Raw genomic sequence first — 16199 nt, 5'->3', positions numbered from 1 at the left:
CATTTTACGCTGCTCCTGTCGAGACTGACGTAAACATAAGTCTATATAAGCATTCTCGCCTAATTTTGCACCAGTTTTTTACAAAGTCCCACTAATGGTAAATTTCCCCTCGCTGGTGCAGATGACAAATGAGCAGTTCTACGAATTTTGTCAAGCCAATGGAGATTTACGAATTGAGCGTACTGCCAATGGGGAAGTCATCATCATGCCACCAGCTTTTTCAGATACGGGCAACCGTAACTTTAACATTGCTGCACAGCTTGGGTATTGGACTGAACAAGATGGCACTGGCATAGGCTTTGACTCTAGTGCAGGTTTTACACTACCCAATGGAGCGATGCTTTCCCCTGATGCTTCTTGGATTGAACTGGAGCGCTGGAATGCCTTAACAGATGCACAAAAAGCTTCATTTGCACCAATTTGTCCCTGCTTTGTGATTAAGTTATGTTCCTTGAGTGTAGGCGTAGCCCGTCGTAGACATCGCCTGATAAAATTACAAGACAAAATGCAGGAGTACATCGATAACGGTGCATCACTGGGCTGGTTAATTGATCGGCAGAATCGAAAAGTCTACATTTACCGTCCGAATCGAGAAGTTGAAATTTTGGATAATCCCGAAGCAGTTAGTGGTAATCCAGAATTACCAGGGTTTATCCTGCGGATGGGCAAAATTTGGTAACTTGAGTCTTCTTAATGAGAAACTTATGTTTTGAGAAGGTTAGGAATTGCCTCAAGTACTCGCTAGGCAATGCATTCAGGTGTGTGTATCTCCCTCTCACTCAGGGATGTGCAAATCGGCTTGAGAGTGAAGTAGTGTTCGTTGTTCGAGAAGCGATCGCTTGTATGCTGGGTTAACGAAGAAAATCCAATATTTATCAGTACCAATATATAACGATAAAATAAACGCAATGGATATTGTCTATCAGCTACAAGGCGTTGTATTTGAGTGGGATAGCAATAAAGCCCAGAGTAACCTTGAAAAACATGGCATTACATTTGAAGAAGCCACAGAAGTTTTCTTTGATCCCTTTTATCAATTTGGTGAAGCTACCCCTATTAAAACCTCTAACAACGAACAACGGTTTTTCATTATTGGTTATTCCCTTGAGCAACGTCTCTTGCTCGTCGTCTATATAGAACGAAGTTTGCGAACACGCATCATTTCTGCTCGTCTTGCTAGTCATACAGAAAGAAAACTCTATGAACAAGCCTGAAGAAGAATTTGTATTACAAGTGCACTCTCGCCCTCAAGAGACAGTCACTGTTGATATTCCAAAAGATACCTTAGAATCGCTCAAGAGAATAGCAGATAGTCGAGATATGTCAGCTGAGGCTTTAATCAAATTTTATATTGGGCAAGGTTTACGGCAAGATTTAGCCAAATTATTTTCTAACCGTGTACTAGAGGCAACTGCTCAAGTTCTCGCACGGCATATTCAATCAGAAGAAGAAATCTTAAATATCTTACAAGAAATTCGCTCTCAAACAAGTTGTTAGGTTTATTATCCATAATTCAGTGTAAGAACCTGTATCCAGTAAATCCGACACATTCAAAGAATGATTTTGATAGGTTAGGGTTAAAGGAAAATAAGGAAATGTACTTAAGGCACCTAACTTTGGATTAACCTCTGTGAACTTATATATTAAAAATAAAAAATATTGATAGTGCGATCATCTATTATTATCTTTTACTTTAAACCAGAATTTAAGTTTGAATCCAAGCGCGATCGCCTGCTCTTATTCCTTGTTTTAACATTATAATTTAAGTCATGAATTCAAGCGCGATCGCCTGATATTATTGGTTGGTTAGATGTGAGTAATTTTAATTATGAAATATAACAGTGATGTCTGACGACAAGCTGATGCAGCGTCTATGCATCTGTATTTGCAGATAATTAGGAGCCATCATACTTTTCAGTAGTGCGATACTCTGTGATCAACTGAAAGTTATGGCATTACAGCAAAACCTGTATATTGCCTTACTTTAGGATAACGAAAACCAAGAACTATATCTTCTTTCGGAACTCCTGCTTGGAGCAAATCAGTAATTGCTGAGGGGTTTAAAAAGTTTTTGATTTTAATTGCTATTTTTTCGTTTCCTTTTTCTGCGGCAATTATTTTCTCTGCGCTGAAATCAATTTGAAAGTTGATTTCCCCAAATTTAAATTTTAATGGGTCGCTTGTAATTATCCATTGTTCTTTTTGCAAAGCTTTTTTAACTGATTCATGAAAAATATCTTTTGCAGACAACAGTTGGCTCAATCTTCTCCATTAATGAGAAACAGGTTTTTTCAGCACACTAGGAATTGCTTCAAGTACTCGCTTGGCAACATCTTCAGGTGTATCTCCCTCTCCCTCGGTGATGTGTAAATCGGCTTGAGAGTAAAGTGGTGTTCGTTGTTCGAGGAGCGATCGCATTACGCTACGCCATAATCTGTATACTGACGCTTGTATGGAGCTTGCAAACCCAAGACAATATCCTCTCGTGGTACTCCCATTATCAATAATTCCTCTGCCGGATTGCGATCGGTTAAGTTCTGTTGCAGCCAGATTTTGCCATCTTTAATATCAAAATGCATTACGCATCGATAAATACGATTAAATCCTTGCCAACCAACATTCATCCATTGATAATGATTGCGTTCTGTGTCTAAAATGAGTTGGACTTCGACATCATTATCCGAGACATCATCACTGGCATAGTTCGTCAACAATGTTTTAACATACTCTTGATATTTTGTTAGTTTATCCACTGTACAATCACCTCATCTACTGGATTGTAAACAATTAATAGCACCTGATACTGTTTGATCGCAGTTTGAGTAAACTCCAGTTGAAAAAATGTTTGGTACGTATCCAATGGAACTGCTAAGTATAATACTCGCTCTAGTTCATATCCCGCTAATGCTAGACGGTAACTAAGGAATTGTCCCAAAGCGGAGTAAAAATCTGTAATTGCCGAGGGGTTTAAAAAGCTTTTGATTTCAATTGCTATTTTTTCATTTCCCTTTTCTGCGGCAATTATTTTCTCTGCGCCTAAATCAATTTGGAAGTTGACTTCCCCAAATCTAAATTTTAATGGGTCGCTCGTAATTATCCATTGTTCTTTTTGCAAAGCTTTTTTAACTGATTCATGAAAAATATCTTTTGCAGACACAGTTAAATCAATCTTCCCCATTAATGAGAAACAGGTTTTTTCAGCACACTAGGAATTGCCTCAAGTACTTGCTTGGCAACATCTTCAGGTGTATCTCCCTCTCGCTCGGTGATGTGCAAATCGGCTTGAGAGTAAAGTGGTGTTCGTTGTTCGAGGAGCGATCGCAACTTATCTTTAGGATCGGCATCTTGCAGCAGTGGTCTTGTGGTATCCTCAGCTAAACGGCTGTAAATTATCTCCACTGGCGTATTTAGCCACACTATCAAACCGTGGTGCAAGTAACTCCAATTTTCTCGCCGCAATACAATGCCCCCACCAGTTGCTATAGTCAACTTTGTAAAAGCACAAACTTGTGAAAGTACGTCGCTTTCTAACTGACGAAACCCAGCTTCACCAACTTGTGCAAATAACTGATTGATAGATTTACCTGTTGCTCGGGCAATTACATCATCGGTATCTACAAACCTATAACCCAGTTCTTTTGCTAGTAAGCGCCCTACTGTTGTCTTACCAACGCCCATAATACCAATTAAGTACAGGTTGACTCCTTTTAATAAGCTGCTCACCAGTTGCTTCGCTCCAATTATAAGTTTTGAGTGCTGAGTCACAGTTTTAAATTATAAACTCAATGATATTCGTGAAGAACTGCTTTTCATTCTTGGGTTAAAGGCATTACTTAAGGTTTTAGGTAAAAGGTGGGCTGGTAAGTAACAATAAGTTTAGAAAATATGGGCAATGAAATTCGCCCAAAATCTCAAAATAATAATATTACCTCTCCCTAACCCTCACGCCACTTGCTTGGCTGTCGGCAAAGCCGCCCAACGCAGTGGCTCCCATTGGAAAGGGGAGGGAACTGTATTTCTAGTTTCTCCCCAATAAAGGGCTACGGTGTACACACAAGTCAGAAAAACTTCATTCACCAAAGATTTGCGGTGAAGCAGCGCTCTTGGTAGGGTTTCCCGGAGCAGGCGACTGCTGTTAGCGCAGCCTCTTCGACGCAGGAGCGTCACCCGTACCTTTCGGGATATTGGCTACGCGTAGCGTCTTTGATAGGAGAAGGGTGCGTTACGCTGGCGTGACAAAGCTAAATTGTTGCAATCATGGCGGTGCCTGCGGTAAATGCTCGCCAACGCATTTGTTATTTCGGCGGACTCATTTGTTATTTCGGCGGACTCATTTGTTATTTTGGCGAACTCATTTGTTATTTTGGCGAACTCATTTGTTGTTTTGGCGAACTCATTTGTTATTTTGGCGAACTCATTTGTTATTTCGGTGAACTCATTTGTTATTTTGGCGAACTCATTTGTTATTTCGGTGAACTCATTTGTTATTTTGGCGTCTCCATAACGCACCCTACGAAACAACTAGAAGAGTTGAAACCTATGCTGGTCATACTTGTGTGTACACCGTAGCCAATAAAGGGGGGGATTAAGGGGGTAATTCAACTTGTGTGTACACCGTAGCTCCTAAGAGGAGAGAGGCTTTGAATCTTACTCTCTTTCCAGCAACAAAAGTTTTTCCCCTTCCCTCTCCTCGTAGGCTATCCATTACCCAGATCTTTCTCAACATTTGTGAGAGTATTCACTCATGTTTTTTCTAACCCTTATGATTTCGTCGTTAATTCTCAATAAAAACGTAATTTTATCGAGAATAATAAGGGTACATTTGTCAAGGATACCTACTTATCAGTATCCAAGATGCTTATCAAACCAGGGTTTCAAGATTGTTAAGAAAGATGTGACTAATGCATAGCCTCGTAGGAGAGGGTTGGGTATTAGGTCTCTATTGGACTCAACTGATAAATCGCACCTTTAGCACCCTATTCAACTCAGAGATTAAGGTAAAATTATAAATAAAAGTATTAAGAATTTTAAAGAAACTAATCAATGTCCAGCATTTTTCTTGACAAAAGTAATTCTCATGTCGTCGTTATCGGTGCGGGAATAGGTGGCCTGACTGCTGGGGCATTATTAGCTCATAGAGGTTACAGTGTCTTAATTTTGGATCAAGCCCTTGTACCAGGAGGCTGTGCTTCGACCTTTAAACGCCAGGGATTTACCTTTGATGTGGGAGCAACTCAGGTGGCGGGGTTGGAACCAGGGGGAATTCATTACCGCATTTTCTCAGAATTGTCAATAGATTTGCCACAAGCAACGTCTTGCGATCCTGCTTGTGCGGTGTATTTACCAGGGGAAACCACACCCATCAACGTTTGGCGCAACCAAGAGAAATGGCAACAGGAACGACAAAAACAATTTCCTGGTAGCGAACCGTTTTGGCAGTTGATGGCAACTTTATTTAATGCCAGTTGGAAATTTCAAGGAAACGACCCGGTACTACCGCCGCGTAATTTATGGGATTTGTGGCAGCTAACTCAGGCGGTGCGTCCCAGTACATTAATTACCGTACCCTTCACCTTGTTTACGGTAGGAGATGCTTTACGGTTATGTGGATTGGGAAATGACCGACGACTGAGAACTTTTTTAGATTTGCAACTAAAGCTATACTCCCAGGTGGATGCAGAAGAAACAGCATTACTTTACGCAGCAACAGCATTGAGTGTATCCCAACTGCCCCAAGGATTGTTTCACCTCCAGGGAAGTATGCAAGTATTAAGCGATCGCTTGGTACAATCCCTAGAGAAAGATGGCGGCAAACTATTGATGCGCCACACAGTAGAAGAAATCAAAGTAGAAAACGGTAAAGCCAGTGCTGTTGTTATTAGAAATCAGAAAACTGGCAAAGTTTGGACAGAAGCAGCCGACCACATAGTTAGCAACGTCACCGTGCAAAATTTGGTGCAGTTGTTGGGAGAACAAGTGCCATCTGGTTATAAAAACCGGGTGGAAAAACTGCCTCAAGCATCGGGTGCTTTTGTGGTTTATTTGGGTGTAGATGCCAGTGCGATTCCGCCTGGATGCCCTCCCCACCTGCAATTTCTGTACGATGCTGATGGTCCTATTGGCGAGAATAATTCCCTATTTGTTTCCGTCAGTCATCCTGGAGATGGTCGCGCCCCGGAGGGGAAAGCGACAATTATTGCTTCTTCATTTGTCGATCCTGCACCGTGGTGGCAGACTGATGATTATGAAGGACTAAAACAAAAGTTTACCCTGCAAGCGATCGCTCGTCTTGCTGAATACTTTTATCTCAAACCAGAAACTATTATTTATCAAGAAGCGGCAACACCACGCACCTTTGCTCATTTCACAGCCCGCGATCGCGGTATAGTTGGTGGTATTGGTCAAAGAATACCCACTTTTGGCCCCTTTGGGTTCGCCAATCGTACACCAATTCAGAATTTGTGGTTAGTTGGTGACTCTACCCATCCAGGGGAAGGTACCGCTGGAGTGAGTTATTCGGCGCTGACAGTAGTTAGGCAGATTGAAGCCTAAAGATTAGATCAGCTTGTGCTATCCAGGCTTACGTGCTGCGAATATCAAAAACAGAGGAATACGTTTTCGTCGCTCATAGGTTTGCACGTCTTGAAAGTGTTCGCGTTGCGGACACGCTTCACGCAAATTCTCAATGATAAATCCAGCTGCATTGAGGAGATGAAAATAGTCTTCCACCGTGCGGTGATACTTTTGCACCGTGCCGCCGAGCCAATCCGTAACTCGCAGTCCGGTCGTAAAATAGTTATCGACAATCCAATCTTGGCGGAGCGTCCCAGAAGTCCATCCAGCGTCAGAAGAAGTGATTACAGGATGCTCGACCGAAAAAACAAAGAGTCCCGCAGGTGTGAGTGTGTGGAATATTTGGATGCAAATTGGTGCTAAATCAGCGACATAATGCAGGGAGAGTCGCGCAATAACTAGATCAAATGTTGCGTGCGGATACATCCAGTTCTCAATCGTTTGCTCAATGATCTGACCATCCGTGTTAGCAAGTGTCTTGTTTGCGATCGCAGCCATCTTGTGTGATCCTTCGATACCAGTATAGCTCGCTGCGCCGCCATCAAGGAGTTCTCGCCCAACTGCCGCATCGCCACACCCCAAATCGAGGATACGTTTACCAGTAATGGGTCGAATGAGATCCATCATCACTGGCTTTTCAAGGGTATCGTTCGGTGTATCTATACGTTGACGATGGCGTATGTATGTTGCAAAAACTGCCTCATCATCATAGAAATTTGGGCCTGTCTGTTCCATACGTGCTGTTCCTTTGCAGTACGCTGATGACATCATTGGCATATTAGCAGATCAAGAATCAATAGAGATTAGTACGGGGAGCAATTTAACTGTAATTGAAAACTCTACCTTGATTTAAAGGTAAGTCATACTTATAACCGATGCCAAATAGGACGCAAAACTGATGAAATAAAGTTAGTGTTGCAAATTTGGAGTAATGACAGACAGCGTTTTAATTCTTGGAGGACGAGGGCGGATTGGTAGCAGTGTTGCCGAGGATCTAGTTACCCATACGCAAGCTCAAATTACGATTACTGGACGTTCTGCGGAGTATGGGAAGGCTGTGAACTTGTCTTCGGGGGGACAAGTACAGTTTTTGGTATTGGACTTGGCAGAAGTTGACAAGCTGCGAGATGCGATCGCAAACTCTAACTTAGTTATTCATTGTGCCGGACCATTTCACTATCGAGATACTAATGTTCTCGATACCTGTATAGCTGAAGGCGTTAATTATCTAGATGTTAGTGACCACCGTTCTTATACCAGCAAAGCTCTTAAATATCATGAAAAAGCTGTTGCTGCTGGCGTAACAGCTATTATTAATACTGGTATTTTTCCTGGTATTTCTAACAGCATGGTACGCCAGGGAGTTGAACAATTCGAGCAACCAGAAAAGATCCATTTAAGTTATTTGGTTTCGGGTTCTGGTGGTGCTGGGATTACAGTAATGCGGACAACTTTTCTAGGGTTACAGTATCCTTTTGAGGCTTGGGTAGATGGAAAGTGGGAAACAGTCAAGCCTTACAGTGAAAGGGAAGTAGTTGAGTTTCCATCTCCATATAGACGTAGCGGAGTTTACTGGTTTGATATGCCAGAAACCTTTACACTGCCTCATGCATTTCCATCAGTGAAAACTGTAATTACTAAGTTTGGCTCTGTTCCAGATTTTTATAATCATTTAACTTGGATTGCGGCACACGTTTTCCCCAAATGGTTAATGCAGCGTCGTTACATGATTGAATTTCTGTCTCATGTCAGCCATTCGATGACAGATGTCACTAATAATTTTAGTGGAATTGGAGTAGCTGTTCGTTCTGAGGTTACAGGGCAGAAAAATGGTGAAACAGCCGTTTTTTGTTCAACTGTAGTGCATGAAAATACAGCTGTGGCTTCTGGTTGTGGCACAGGTAGTATTGCCCAATTATTGCTAGAAGGTAAACTCAAAAAACCGGGAGTTTTTCCTGTAGAAGAAGCATTACCAACAAATTTATTTGAAGAGGTAATGCAAAGCCGAAAAATTAAAATTAATCATAGTTGGTCATAAATAGCTATTGATAATAAAGTAAAAAAGCTATTAATCGAGAACTGAGTTCTGGACGATATATTTAGTAAGCACGACAATTTGGGACTATAGCGATTCTCATTTTGATCAGGTACACGGGTAAGATTACACAACTTTGTGCTACGACTAAATCATTCGCGAACAACGAGATTTCGACTTCTCTAAGAAGTCGAGGATTTAAGTCTTATGAATAAAATTAATATACCTTGAGGTAGAAGATAGAACTGTACCTAAACACTTAGGATGCCTGTGAGCCTAAGATTTTATCTATCTTAATACCTAAAAAGGCTCATAACAAAAGATGAGGAAATTTTTTTCATGCAAAAAATTCTATTAAGTTTAAAACAAGCATTACGTTCAAGCTTTTTGGTTATTGGTTTAATAATTTTCATTAGCTTGTCAGGTTCTTTCATTTTCGTTCAGCAAGATAGTTATGCGACTACTCTTGAAGAATTAAAGCTAATACCACCAGAATATAAACCAAATTCTCAAGAAAAAATTAATCGTGCTAACGAATATGACCCAGGTGTTGGGGTTCAAGAAGAAGAACGAGAAGAAGCTTATGAGGAAACAGTAAAAGATGCAAAAAACCTTAATACTATGGAGAAGGCTTACGAAAGGAATTTGAAGGCTGAGAGAGAACAAAATCCCCCAGAAAGTTTCGGTGAAAAAGCCAAAGAAGTTATTGAAAAGGTAACAGGTAAATAGAAAATAGAAACTAACCTTTAACTCATTCTCAACAAGGGATGCAAAGAAATATTCAAAGCCTCTCTCCAATTTGAAATCAGGTTTAGAAAATTAAATTGTAGAGTGTGTTATACCAAAGGCTAACGCACTATTAATAATTTAAGGTGAGTTCCGCTAAAGCGATAACGCACTCTACAAAAATTGCTTTTACTCAAATTCGTCTATTGTGGTAGGAGGAGTAGTCTTTTTCTTATTAGCAAAATTGCGCTCATACCACTTCATTAATGGAGTTGCACTAATTCCATGCACAATTACTGAAGCGACAATGGTAGTGTAAGTTATCCAAGCAATTTGTTCGGCTGCTTCACCTTTCAAACCATGACCAAAGGCATAAGCTAGATAATATAAAGAACCAACACCGCGAATACCGAACCATCCAAATAACCACCGAGTTGCTGGGTGGAAGGTTCGGCGGCGTGAATCTAGAGGACGTTTACCTATTGTGCTAATCCAAACTCCTAAAGGTCTGACGATCAAGAATAACAAAATTATAACTAACAAAGATTGCCCAGCATAGTTTAGCATTGGTTTCAATAATAATATTGAACCTAATAGTAAAATCGTCCCAACTTCTAGCAGCTTTTCGATTTGCTCAACAAATTCCAATTCTGCTAATGGTTTTTCAGAATCTCCGTAACTGCGTTGAACAACTAAGCCAGCAACAAATACTGCCAGAAATCCATAGCCGTTAACCATTTCTGTTAAGGAATAAGTTAGTAGAATTGTGCTGATAGCAACAAAGTCTGCCATTAACTCATCGGTAGGACGGCGTCTTTGAACTTTTTTTTCAATCCAAACTATAGATTTGGCAACAACAATTCCCATAATAATGCCAACTGTGATCGCCCAAATTAAATCAACCGCAATCCACTGTTTAAACCAGTTACCCCAGTTGTTATCTTTCAAAGCATGAATGCCAAAATAAACGAAGGGAAAAGCTAAAGCATCATTTAACCCACCTTCAGAAGTTAAACCAAATCTCAACTCATCTTGGTCATTTGTACTGGTGAGTTGTACTTCTGATGCTAATACCGGATCGGTAGGTGCGAGAATTGCTCCTAATAAAATTGCTTCTGCCCAATTCATTCCTAAAAACAATTTACCCACAACAGCCAGAGCAAAAATTGAAATTGGCATCAGAAATGCAATCAATCGCACCGTAATATCCCAAACACCCAACTTTAGAGGCCGAACAATTCTTAAGCCGCAGCTAAACACAGAAATAATTACTACAAGTTCTGTTATTTTCTCCAGCAGTTCGGTGTTAAAAACGTCATCTCGACGTAATTGAATCAGCCCTAAGCCATTAGGACCTAGAAAAATACCAACCACTAGGTAGATGATGGCAAAAGAAAGAGGTAAGCGAGTAATCCAACCTGACCCTAAAGTTACCATCAGCAAAAGTAGACCAATCACAAATAGGTCAATAATATAGATATCTACCATATAGCGATTTACATAAATATAAAGTGTTGCTTTGTAAGCTTAGTTGCAATACCTTTGTATTAGAATTTACCTATGGGCAGATTTTCTGGGATTAGGAATTCAGAGACACCACCCAATTGAAGACCAAATTGAAGAATAAAGGAATAGATAAATTTGGCGTTGGCTTTGCGATAGTAGAAATCGCGCTTTGATTATTTGTTAGAAGTCCTTTAACAATCGGATTTAGCACGGGAATATCGCTAAGACACACCTATACGCTTTTAGGAATGGTTTATAAGCCAATATAGTTCAGTTAAGCATTTTTTTCTTCTCTCTGTTTTGCGCCAGTTGCTTCTCCCAAGGGGAGACGCTCTTGCTAGCTTGCTTCCCCGGAGGGGTACAAGTCGGGGAACCCACCCAATGCACGGCTTTCTTAATTTTGAATTTTGTTAGCGCAGCGTTACCGAGTCCGCGTTCGCTTTTAGCGTCTCGTAGAGAGCGTCATTTTGAATTTTGAATGTGTCCTACCTTAAGCCACTTCGTGTCTATGCGTCCTTTGCGGTTTGTTTTTCTTTCTTATCCTTAAACATGGTTTAGCGCATCTTCATACAGAATTGGTATAAGTCCTATAAATGTGGAACAGCTTAATCGTGTCCGATTAAAGACTTATGATTAATACCGCAGAGGGGAGGGATTGTTGGGCTTTCTGCATAGATTCGGGAATATAGCTAATTAACCGGACATGATATATTTCCTACTTTCTGACTCAGATATCGCCCAATTTAGTACAAATATACTATAATGGGTATAGCGTCCACAAAGCCTAGCCAAACGCATAATGGCTCTGTGAAAACCTTCTGGAAGATGGATTCAAGGGTTAGTTCGATGATGAAGCATTATATTCTCAACCTCAATCCGACTGCCAAGCATGAATGGGATCGGTGTATTTTACGTGACCCGCTGACTGCCAAACGCCCAGACATTGCTAAACTAATTGCCGAAGCAGTTGGTGCTGATACAGGTAGTTATTTGGTCAGCGTGAATATTGAAGTTCAAGTTTTGCAGCAAGCGGCAGTACCTCAAGCCGAACAACTCTCGCTTTCATTTCCAGAAGTGAGTGTGCCCTCACAACCACAACTGCGGGAAGCAGCTTGAGCTACAGTGCAGAATTTAGCAGAAATTAATTAGCCTGCATAATGGGACTTAAACATTTTTGAGGAATAAATAAGCCTCAAACCCTTGCGGGGTAAGGGAAATACACCAAATGCCCGAAAACGCCTGAAACCCAGATATATTAACAAACCAAGCAAAACAATGTCAAAACCCTTTGAGATATACGTTTGAGGTCATTTTATCGGTGTTTTTTGCCTAAGTCCCAATAAGCAGGCTTACTTTGTTAGCCGCAGACTTCAGTCTGACGGCTAAATAAGTCATAGGTATATGGGCAGACTTAATCTTAAAAGATAAAATTAATGGTGTTATTCAAAAGACATCTCCAGAAATTAATGACAATCTAGATTCATTTTTACTCTTATGTCTAAAGCTAATTTGAAAACTTAAAAAATTGGCTGATATAATGATGAATGAGGTTTAGATTTCAAATTTATCGATAGTTTATTTGAACTTGATTATCGTTAAAATTTAGGAAAATGACTGGAAATAATTACAGGACTTACGCAACTGGCACAAGCAGTGGTACCAGTTGCGTAAGTCCTGACTCATTCTCGCCATTTCAATACTTATGTACTAGTGATTGACGATCGCACTGTGCCAGTTGCGTAAGTCCTGATAAAAGTAAAAATGAAATTGTAAAGAACTGTGAGAATATTCTCTATGTAGAGAAATGATGTGTTATCAGGCAGTATTCTTGAGGTGTTGCGTTCTAATAATGTCCTATGTTTTTTCGTTGCTTATGGTTTACTCTGCTTTCTTTGTTTTCTTTTGCTTTAATGAAACAGCAAAGTTTTGCTGAAGTTAATGAATTAGATGAAAATGGTTTTGAAATTAGAAATGGTGTAATAGTTGAAGGTTACAGGGATAATGGAATCAGAAGATCAGCAATTTATTTCTTTTTAAATAATCCGTTGAATGTTAATTCTTCAGTAGATTACAATACTATTGATGGAACAGCTAGAGCAGGAATAGATTACCAGCAAATTTCTGGTAAATTTCAGCTTCCTGCTAGAACTACGATGAGTGAATATATTAAGATTTTAACCATAGATAATAATCAAATTGAATTTGATGATTTTTTGAATCCAAAAAGCTTTACAGTTAAATTTTCCAATCCTGTTGGTTTTGGTTCTATAAATCCTGATACATCTACATTTGAAGTAACAGACTACCTTACTACACCTAAATCTAATACGCTACCAGATGGAGTTGAAGGATTAGTCTTAGAAAATACTGGCAATATTAACGGTAATGGAAATAACGGAAATAACCACATAATTGGTAATAGTCAAAATAATATACTTTCCGGCAAGGAAGGAAACGATTTTTTAGAAGGAAGCCAAGGTCAAGATAAACTTTTTGGTGATGGTGGTAGAGATGGATTGGATGGTGGTGCTGGTGATGATACACTTTACGGAGGAGATGGACCAGATGATTTTCTTATTACCAACGGTTTTGGAACTGATAAAATCCTTGATTTTAAGCCTTTTCAATTGGATCGGATAATTTTATATAAGATACCTAGTGCTAACTTTGAGCAACTAGGAGAATCTAAAAACCTACGTACTATTATTAAATATAAAAATGAAGTCTTGGCTATAGTTTATGGAGTACCAAAAGAATCCGTCATGAGTCTGACAAGGATAGAACCTAATCAAGAGACTTATATTAAGCTTAATTTTGAACTATTCGGTGATGTCCGTACTCGGTGATGCTATTTTCTTTGAATTTTTACTATTTAAGTTTAACATGAACTGAAATGAAAATCTTATAAGCAGTTTTAAAAAAATGTTCAAGAAGTCCGTTGCGTAAGTCCTGAATTAGTGGAAAATAATTGCCATACCTGCACTTCAGATATCACTTTTTCTCGCCTAATTATTTACATTTAGACTATAATATATATATAGCGTCCACCAAGCTGAGTTAAGTGTAAAACTGCTCTGTGACAGCCTTTTGGTAAATGGATTCAAGGGTTGGTCTTATACTTAAACACTACATTATTGACCTTAGAGGAAAATTATTAAATGATGCAACTGAGTCATTATCCAGGTGCGATCGCACAAGCTGCTCAACGGGCTAATGAAATAGACTCTCAGTTGATGGCAGTGCAGCACCAAGTTAACCGATTTGAAGGCAATGCAGACCGCACCGCTGCTTTTGAGATGGATTTGAAAAATGATGCTCAACGCAAGGCTCGCCGCTTTGAGGTGCTGCTTGTAAATCAGGAATATCAGAAGGCAATAGACACTCAGATTCGATTAACTGTCGATAAAGCAAATGCCATCGCTCATTTGGAATATCTGCGTAACCAGTTTAGTGTAGCTAAGTTGGAAGCAAGATTAGCGATCGCTCAACAACTCTCTGATTTTGAATCTCGTGAATTAGTTGGTTTATAGTCACACCCATCAACTTCTAAATTTAACTCCTGATCTTTACGCACATCTGTCAAATCTCTTGCTTGGTAACTATCCTGCCTCGGAATCAACTCCGAGGCTAAGTCAAAGTATTAGGTTGCAGTTATGTATACAGGGGTGTTGTATCAGTATAGAGTCTAACCGAAGTTATTAAGCCTGTTTCGTGGCGATCGGTGATAGCTACCGCCCTAACTGTTATGACCTTTTCATCATTGCGTTTATAATGATTTAAGGCTTCAAGGACAAAAGACGATTCGGTGCCGTAGATATTCAGTAACTCGTGAGTCAAGGTATCGAAAGTAATCCAGTACTCAGAAAGACTCTGTAAAATGGCAGCCTTACCCTGAATAGGAGGATTATTGTTAGATTGCATAACACAATCATTTGCTAGAAATGTGCCGTAAACTTCTATATTTTTAGTATCAATAGCCTGCAAGTAGGTGAGATACCACTTGTAGGTCTTAGGTGATAGCTGGTTAATTGTAAGCCTGTCAGTTTTCATGAGTTACTTATCCTTGCCACCTAACGAATTAATCGGATTATCTCACGAGCAACTCATAACACTTAAACTTTGGAGTTTAGATTACATATTCATGAAGTTCTTAACTAATTACTATTAAATTTACTTACTAATAATTTAGCAATGTAATCATTAATTACTGTCATATCAAAACGCCGACTAGCACTAATTCTGGCATTATTGGCTATAGTTGCAGTTATTTCCGTCTCTTGTAAACAAGTGCTAATTACTTGTGCAAGTTCTTGGGGTTCTCCTGGCGTAACGAGAAAACCATTAAGTCCATGTTCTACTAATTCCATTGCACCTCCAGCTTTTGCTGCAACTACAGGTTTTTCACATAGCATCGCCTCTACAATCACTCTACCAAAGGGTTCTGGTGAAGTAGAGGTATGTGCCACCAAATTACAAACTGCCATTAACTGGGGAATATCAGAACGAAATCCTAAAAATTTGACGCGGTTTTCTAGCCCCAGTTCACTAACTTGTTGGTGTAACTTTTTGACATAATCTTGTTCGCCAAACAGTGCATCACCCACTAAAATTGCTGTCACCTCTGGCGGACATTTAGCAAGGGCATCAATTAAAATATGCTGCCCTTTCCAAGGTGCAAGACGGCTAAAGTGTCCGACAACAAATTTCCCTTCTAATCCTAACTGTTGCTGTAATTTATTAATGTCAGATTCATCAGTTTGATAAATTTTTGGATTAAAGCCGTTATAAACAATTTCGATGATATCTGGGCGTCCTCCTGCTTGTACGAAGGCTGTTTGACTAGCTTGAGAATTAGCAATTACTAATGATGCAAAACGATTAGCTAAGTTAACAGCAACGCGAAGATTAGTTTGACTAAAATGCTCTTTGGAAAGAATATCATGTAAATGATAAACTAAAGGGCGACGACTGAAAAAACTTGCCAATGCTCCGACAACTAATGCTTTTTGGGTATTGGCATAGATTAAATCATATTCACGTGCTTTTTTAACTACCTTATTAATCAAAGGTATAAGCTGACCAAGACTCTTGAATCCTTGTACCAAACTGCTTTCTTTGCGAACTTGAATGACTTGAGTTGTGAAAACTTCTACTGGGATATGATTTTGCTGTAGTAAATGTTTAAATGAGCCATCTGCAAATAAACCTACTAAAGCGCGATCGCCATAAGGTTTAGCAATATCTATTAAACATAATTCCGCACCGCCTGGTTTACCGCTTTGGTCTAGAAAAAAAATTCTCATTAAACCTCTATTTTATCTAATTTGACTTACGTAGCACTCTTACTATCTATTACAAT

The 16199-nt window shown here is 39.5% G+C and carries 18 protein-coding genes and 1 pseudogene; 9 read left to right on the top strand and 10 right to left on the bottom strand.

The annotated features are described in order from the left end of the window. Window positions 1-94: 94 nt before the first annotated feature. The 3 genes from V7K56_RS20390 (at window position 95) to V7K56_RS20380 (ending at window position 1497) form a co-directional block, all read left to right on the top strand. On the top strand, window positions 95-679 hold the full coding sequence (locus tag V7K56_RS20390) for a Uma2 family endonuclease (RefSeq protein ID WP_334912989.1): 585 nt from the start codon (window positions 95-97) through the stop codon (window positions 677-679). Between the two features lie 229 nt (window positions 680-908). Continuing rightward, entirely contained in the window at window positions 909-1214 is a 306-nt protein-coding gene (locus tag V7K56_RS20385) for a BrnT family toxin (protein ID WP_334912987.1), read from the top strand. Beyond that, entirely contained in the window at window positions 1201-1497 is a 297-nt protein-coding gene (locus V7K56_RS20380; protein WP_334912985.1) for a hypothetical protein, read from the top strand. The genes V7K56_RS20385 and V7K56_RS20380 overlap by 14 nt, the downstream gene beginning before the upstream one ends. A gap of 450 nt (window positions 1498-1947) precedes the next feature. Here V7K56_RS20380 and V7K56_RS20375 read toward each other — a convergent pair whose 3' ends face one another. The 6 genes and pseudogenes from V7K56_RS20375 to V7K56_RS20350 all read right to left on the bottom strand — a co-directional run bounded on the left by V7K56_RS20375 (window position 1948) and on the right by V7K56_RS20350 (window position 4167). After that, window positions 1948-2250 (bottom strand): element excision factor XisH family protein, encoded by a 303-nt coding sequence (locus tag V7K56_RS20375; RefSeq protein WP_334912991.1) that lies wholly within the window; start codon window positions 2248-2250, stop codon window positions 1948-1950. A gap of 21 nt (window positions 2251-2271) precedes the next feature. Then, window positions 2272-2418, bottom strand: a pseudogene (locus V7K56_RS20370) (shikimate kinase); the annotation flags it as partial. Continuing rightward, window positions 2418-2753 carry a XisI protein gene (locus tag V7K56_RS20365; RefSeq protein WP_334912983.1) on the bottom strand — a complete coding sequence of 112 codons (336 nt, stop codon included), beginning with the start codon at window positions 2751-2753 and terminating at the stop codon, window positions 2418-2420. The pseudogene V7K56_RS20370 and the gene V7K56_RS20365, both read right to left, overlap by 1 nt. Next, window positions 2741-3157 (bottom strand): XisH family protein, encoded by a 417-nt coding sequence (locus V7K56_RS20360; RefSeq protein WP_334912981.1) that lies wholly within the window; start codon window positions 3155-3157, stop codon window positions 2741-2743. Before V7K56_RS20360 ends, V7K56_RS20365 begins: the two co-directional genes overlap by 13 nt. 20 nt (window positions 3158-3177) lie before the next feature. Continuing rightward, window positions 3178-3723, bottom strand: coding sequence for a shikimate kinase (locus tag V7K56_RS20355; protein ID WP_334912979.1), 546 nt, complete (start codon window positions 3721-3723; stop codon window positions 3178-3180). Between the two features lie 219 nt (window positions 3724-3942). Beyond that, window positions 3943-4167: a hypothetical protein gene (locus V7K56_RS20350; RefSeq protein ID WP_334912978.1), complete on the bottom strand. Its 225-nt coding sequence runs from the start codon at window positions 4165-4167 to the stop codon at window positions 3943-3945. A gap of 876 nt (window positions 4168-5043) precedes the next feature. Here V7K56_RS20350 and crtD point away from each other — a divergent pair. After that, window positions 5044-6552, top strand: a complete 1509-nt coding sequence (gene crtD, locus V7K56_RS20345) for a C-3',4' desaturase CrtD (protein WP_334912977.1) — start codon at window positions 5044-5046, stop codon at window positions 6550-6552. Between the two features lie 18 nt (window positions 6553-6570). On the opposite strand, the gene V7K56_RS20340 is transcribed toward crtD, so the two are convergent. Next, a complete protein-coding gene (locus V7K56_RS20340) occupies window positions 6571-7308 on the bottom strand; it encodes a class I SAM-dependent DNA methyltransferase (protein WP_334912975.1) in 738 nt (245 codons plus the stop codon). A gap of 196 nt (window positions 7309-7504) precedes the next feature. Here V7K56_RS20340 and V7K56_RS20335 point away from each other — a divergent pair, with 196 nt between their 5' ends. Both V7K56_RS20335 and V7K56_RS20330 read left to right on the top strand, forming a co-directional pair. Beyond that, on the top strand, window positions 7505-8611 hold the full coding sequence (locus V7K56_RS20335; RefSeq protein WP_334912973.1) for a saccharopine dehydrogenase family protein: 1107 nt from the start codon (window positions 7505-7507) through the stop codon (window positions 8609-8611). A 336-nt stretch (window positions 8612-8947) separates the two neighbouring features. Further along, window positions 8948-9337 (top strand): hypothetical protein, encoded by a 390-nt coding sequence (locus V7K56_RS20330; RefSeq protein ID WP_334912971.1) that lies wholly within the window; start codon window positions 8948-8950, stop codon window positions 9335-9337. Window positions 9338-9523: 186 nt separating this feature from the next. Here V7K56_RS20330 and V7K56_RS20325 read toward each other — a convergent pair whose 3' ends face one another. Then, window positions 9524-10822, bottom strand: coding sequence for a cation:proton antiporter (locus V7K56_RS20325; protein ID WP_334912969.1), 1299 nt, complete (start codon window positions 10820-10822; stop codon window positions 9524-9526). 864 nt (window positions 10823-11686) lie between these two features. Between V7K56_RS20325 and V7K56_RS20320 the strand changes: the two genes are divergently transcribed. From V7K56_RS20320 to V7K56_RS20310, 3 genes are all read left to right on the top strand, one after another. After that, complete coding sequence (locus V7K56_RS20320) at window positions 11687-11956, top strand: hypothetical protein (protein ID WP_069069307.1); 270 nt, start codon at window positions 11687-11689, stop codon at window positions 11954-11956. A gap of 740 nt (window positions 11957-12696) precedes the next feature. Continuing rightward, on the top strand, window positions 12697-13686 hold the full coding sequence (locus V7K56_RS20315; protein WP_334912967.1) for a Calx-beta domain-containing protein: 990 nt from the start codon (window positions 12697-12699) through the stop codon (window positions 13684-13686). Between the two features lie 312 nt (window positions 13687-13998). Then, entirely contained in the window at window positions 13999-14370 is a 372-nt protein-coding gene (locus V7K56_RS20310) for a hypothetical protein (protein WP_322698346.1), read from the top strand. A gap of 121 nt (window positions 14371-14491) precedes the next feature. On the opposite strand, the gene V7K56_RS20305 is transcribed toward V7K56_RS20310, so the two are convergent. After that, a complete protein-coding gene (locus tag V7K56_RS20305) occupies window positions 14492-14890 on the bottom strand; it encodes a nuclear transport factor 2 family protein (RefSeq protein ID WP_334912964.1) in 399 nt (132 codons plus the stop codon). A gap of 104 nt (window positions 14891-14994) precedes the next feature. Next, complete coding sequence (locus V7K56_RS20300; protein ID WP_334912962.1) at window positions 14995-16143, bottom strand: glycosyltransferase; 1149 nt, start codon at window positions 16141-16143, stop codon at window positions 14995-14997. Between the last annotated feature and the right edge of the window lie 56 nt (window positions 16144-16199).

The organism is Nostoc sp., from assembly GCF_036917535.1.
In the GTDB taxonomy this organism is placed as follows: Bacteria; Cyanobacteriota; Cyanobacteriia; order Cyanobacteriales; family Nostocaceae; genus Nostoc.
The sequence above is the reverse complement of the archived record's forward strand: the minus strand, read 5'-3'. Positions and strand labels throughout refer to the sequence as shown.

What these genes read in the sequence shown, in the direction of transcription:
- V7K56_RS20390 (WP_334912989.1), top strand. Translation starts at nt 95, where the DNA reads ATGGTAAATTTCCCCTCGCTGGTGCAGATGACAAATGAGCAGTTCTAC.
- V7K56_RS20385 (WP_334912987.1), top strand. Translation starts at nt 909, where the DNA reads ATGGATATTGTCTATCAGCTACAAGGCGTTGTATTTGAGTGGGATAGC.
- V7K56_RS20380 (WP_334912985.1), top strand. Translation starts at nt 1,201, where the DNA reads ATGAACAAGCCTGAAGAAGAATTTGTATTACAAGTGCACTCTCGCCCT.
- crtD (WP_334912977.1), top strand. Translation starts at nt 5,044, where the DNA reads ATGTCCAGCATTTTTCTTGACAAAAGTAATTCTCATGTCGTCGTTATC.
- V7K56_RS20340 (WP_334912975.1), bottom strand. Translation starts at nt 7,308, where the DNA reads ATGGAACAGACAGGCCCAAATTTCTATGATGATGAGGCAGTTTTTGCA.
- V7K56_RS20335 (WP_334912973.1), top strand. Translation starts at nt 7,505, where the DNA reads ATGACAGACAGCGTTTTAATTCTTGGAGGACGAGGGCGGATTGGTAGC.
- V7K56_RS20330 (WP_334912971.1), top strand. Translation starts at nt 8,948, where the DNA reads ATGCAAAAAATTCTATTAAGTTTAAAACAAGCATTACGTTCAAGCTTT.
- V7K56_RS20325 (WP_334912969.1), bottom strand. Translation starts at nt 10,822, where the DNA reads ATGGTAGATATCTATATTATTGACCTATTTGTGATTGGTCTACTTTTG.
- V7K56_RS20320 (WP_069069307.1), top strand. Translation starts at nt 11,687, where the DNA reads ATGATGAAGCATTATATTCTCAACCTCAATCCGACTGCCAAGCATGAA.
- V7K56_RS20315 (WP_334912967.1), top strand. Translation starts at nt 12,697, where the DNA reads ATGTTTTTTCGTTGCTTATGGTTTACTCTGCTTTCTTTGTTTTCTTTT.
- V7K56_RS20310 (WP_322698346.1), top strand. Translation starts at nt 13,999, where the DNA reads ATGATGCAACTGAGTCATTATCCAGGTGCGATCGCACAAGCTGCTCAA.
- V7K56_RS20305 (WP_334912964.1), bottom strand. Translation starts at nt 14,890, where the DNA reads ATGAAAACTGACAGGCTTACAATTAACCAGCTATCACCTAAGACCTAC.
- V7K56_RS20300 (WP_334912962.1), bottom strand. Translation starts at nt 16,143, where the DNA reads ATGAGAATTTTTTTTCTAGACCAAAGCGGTAAACCAGGCGGTGCGGAA.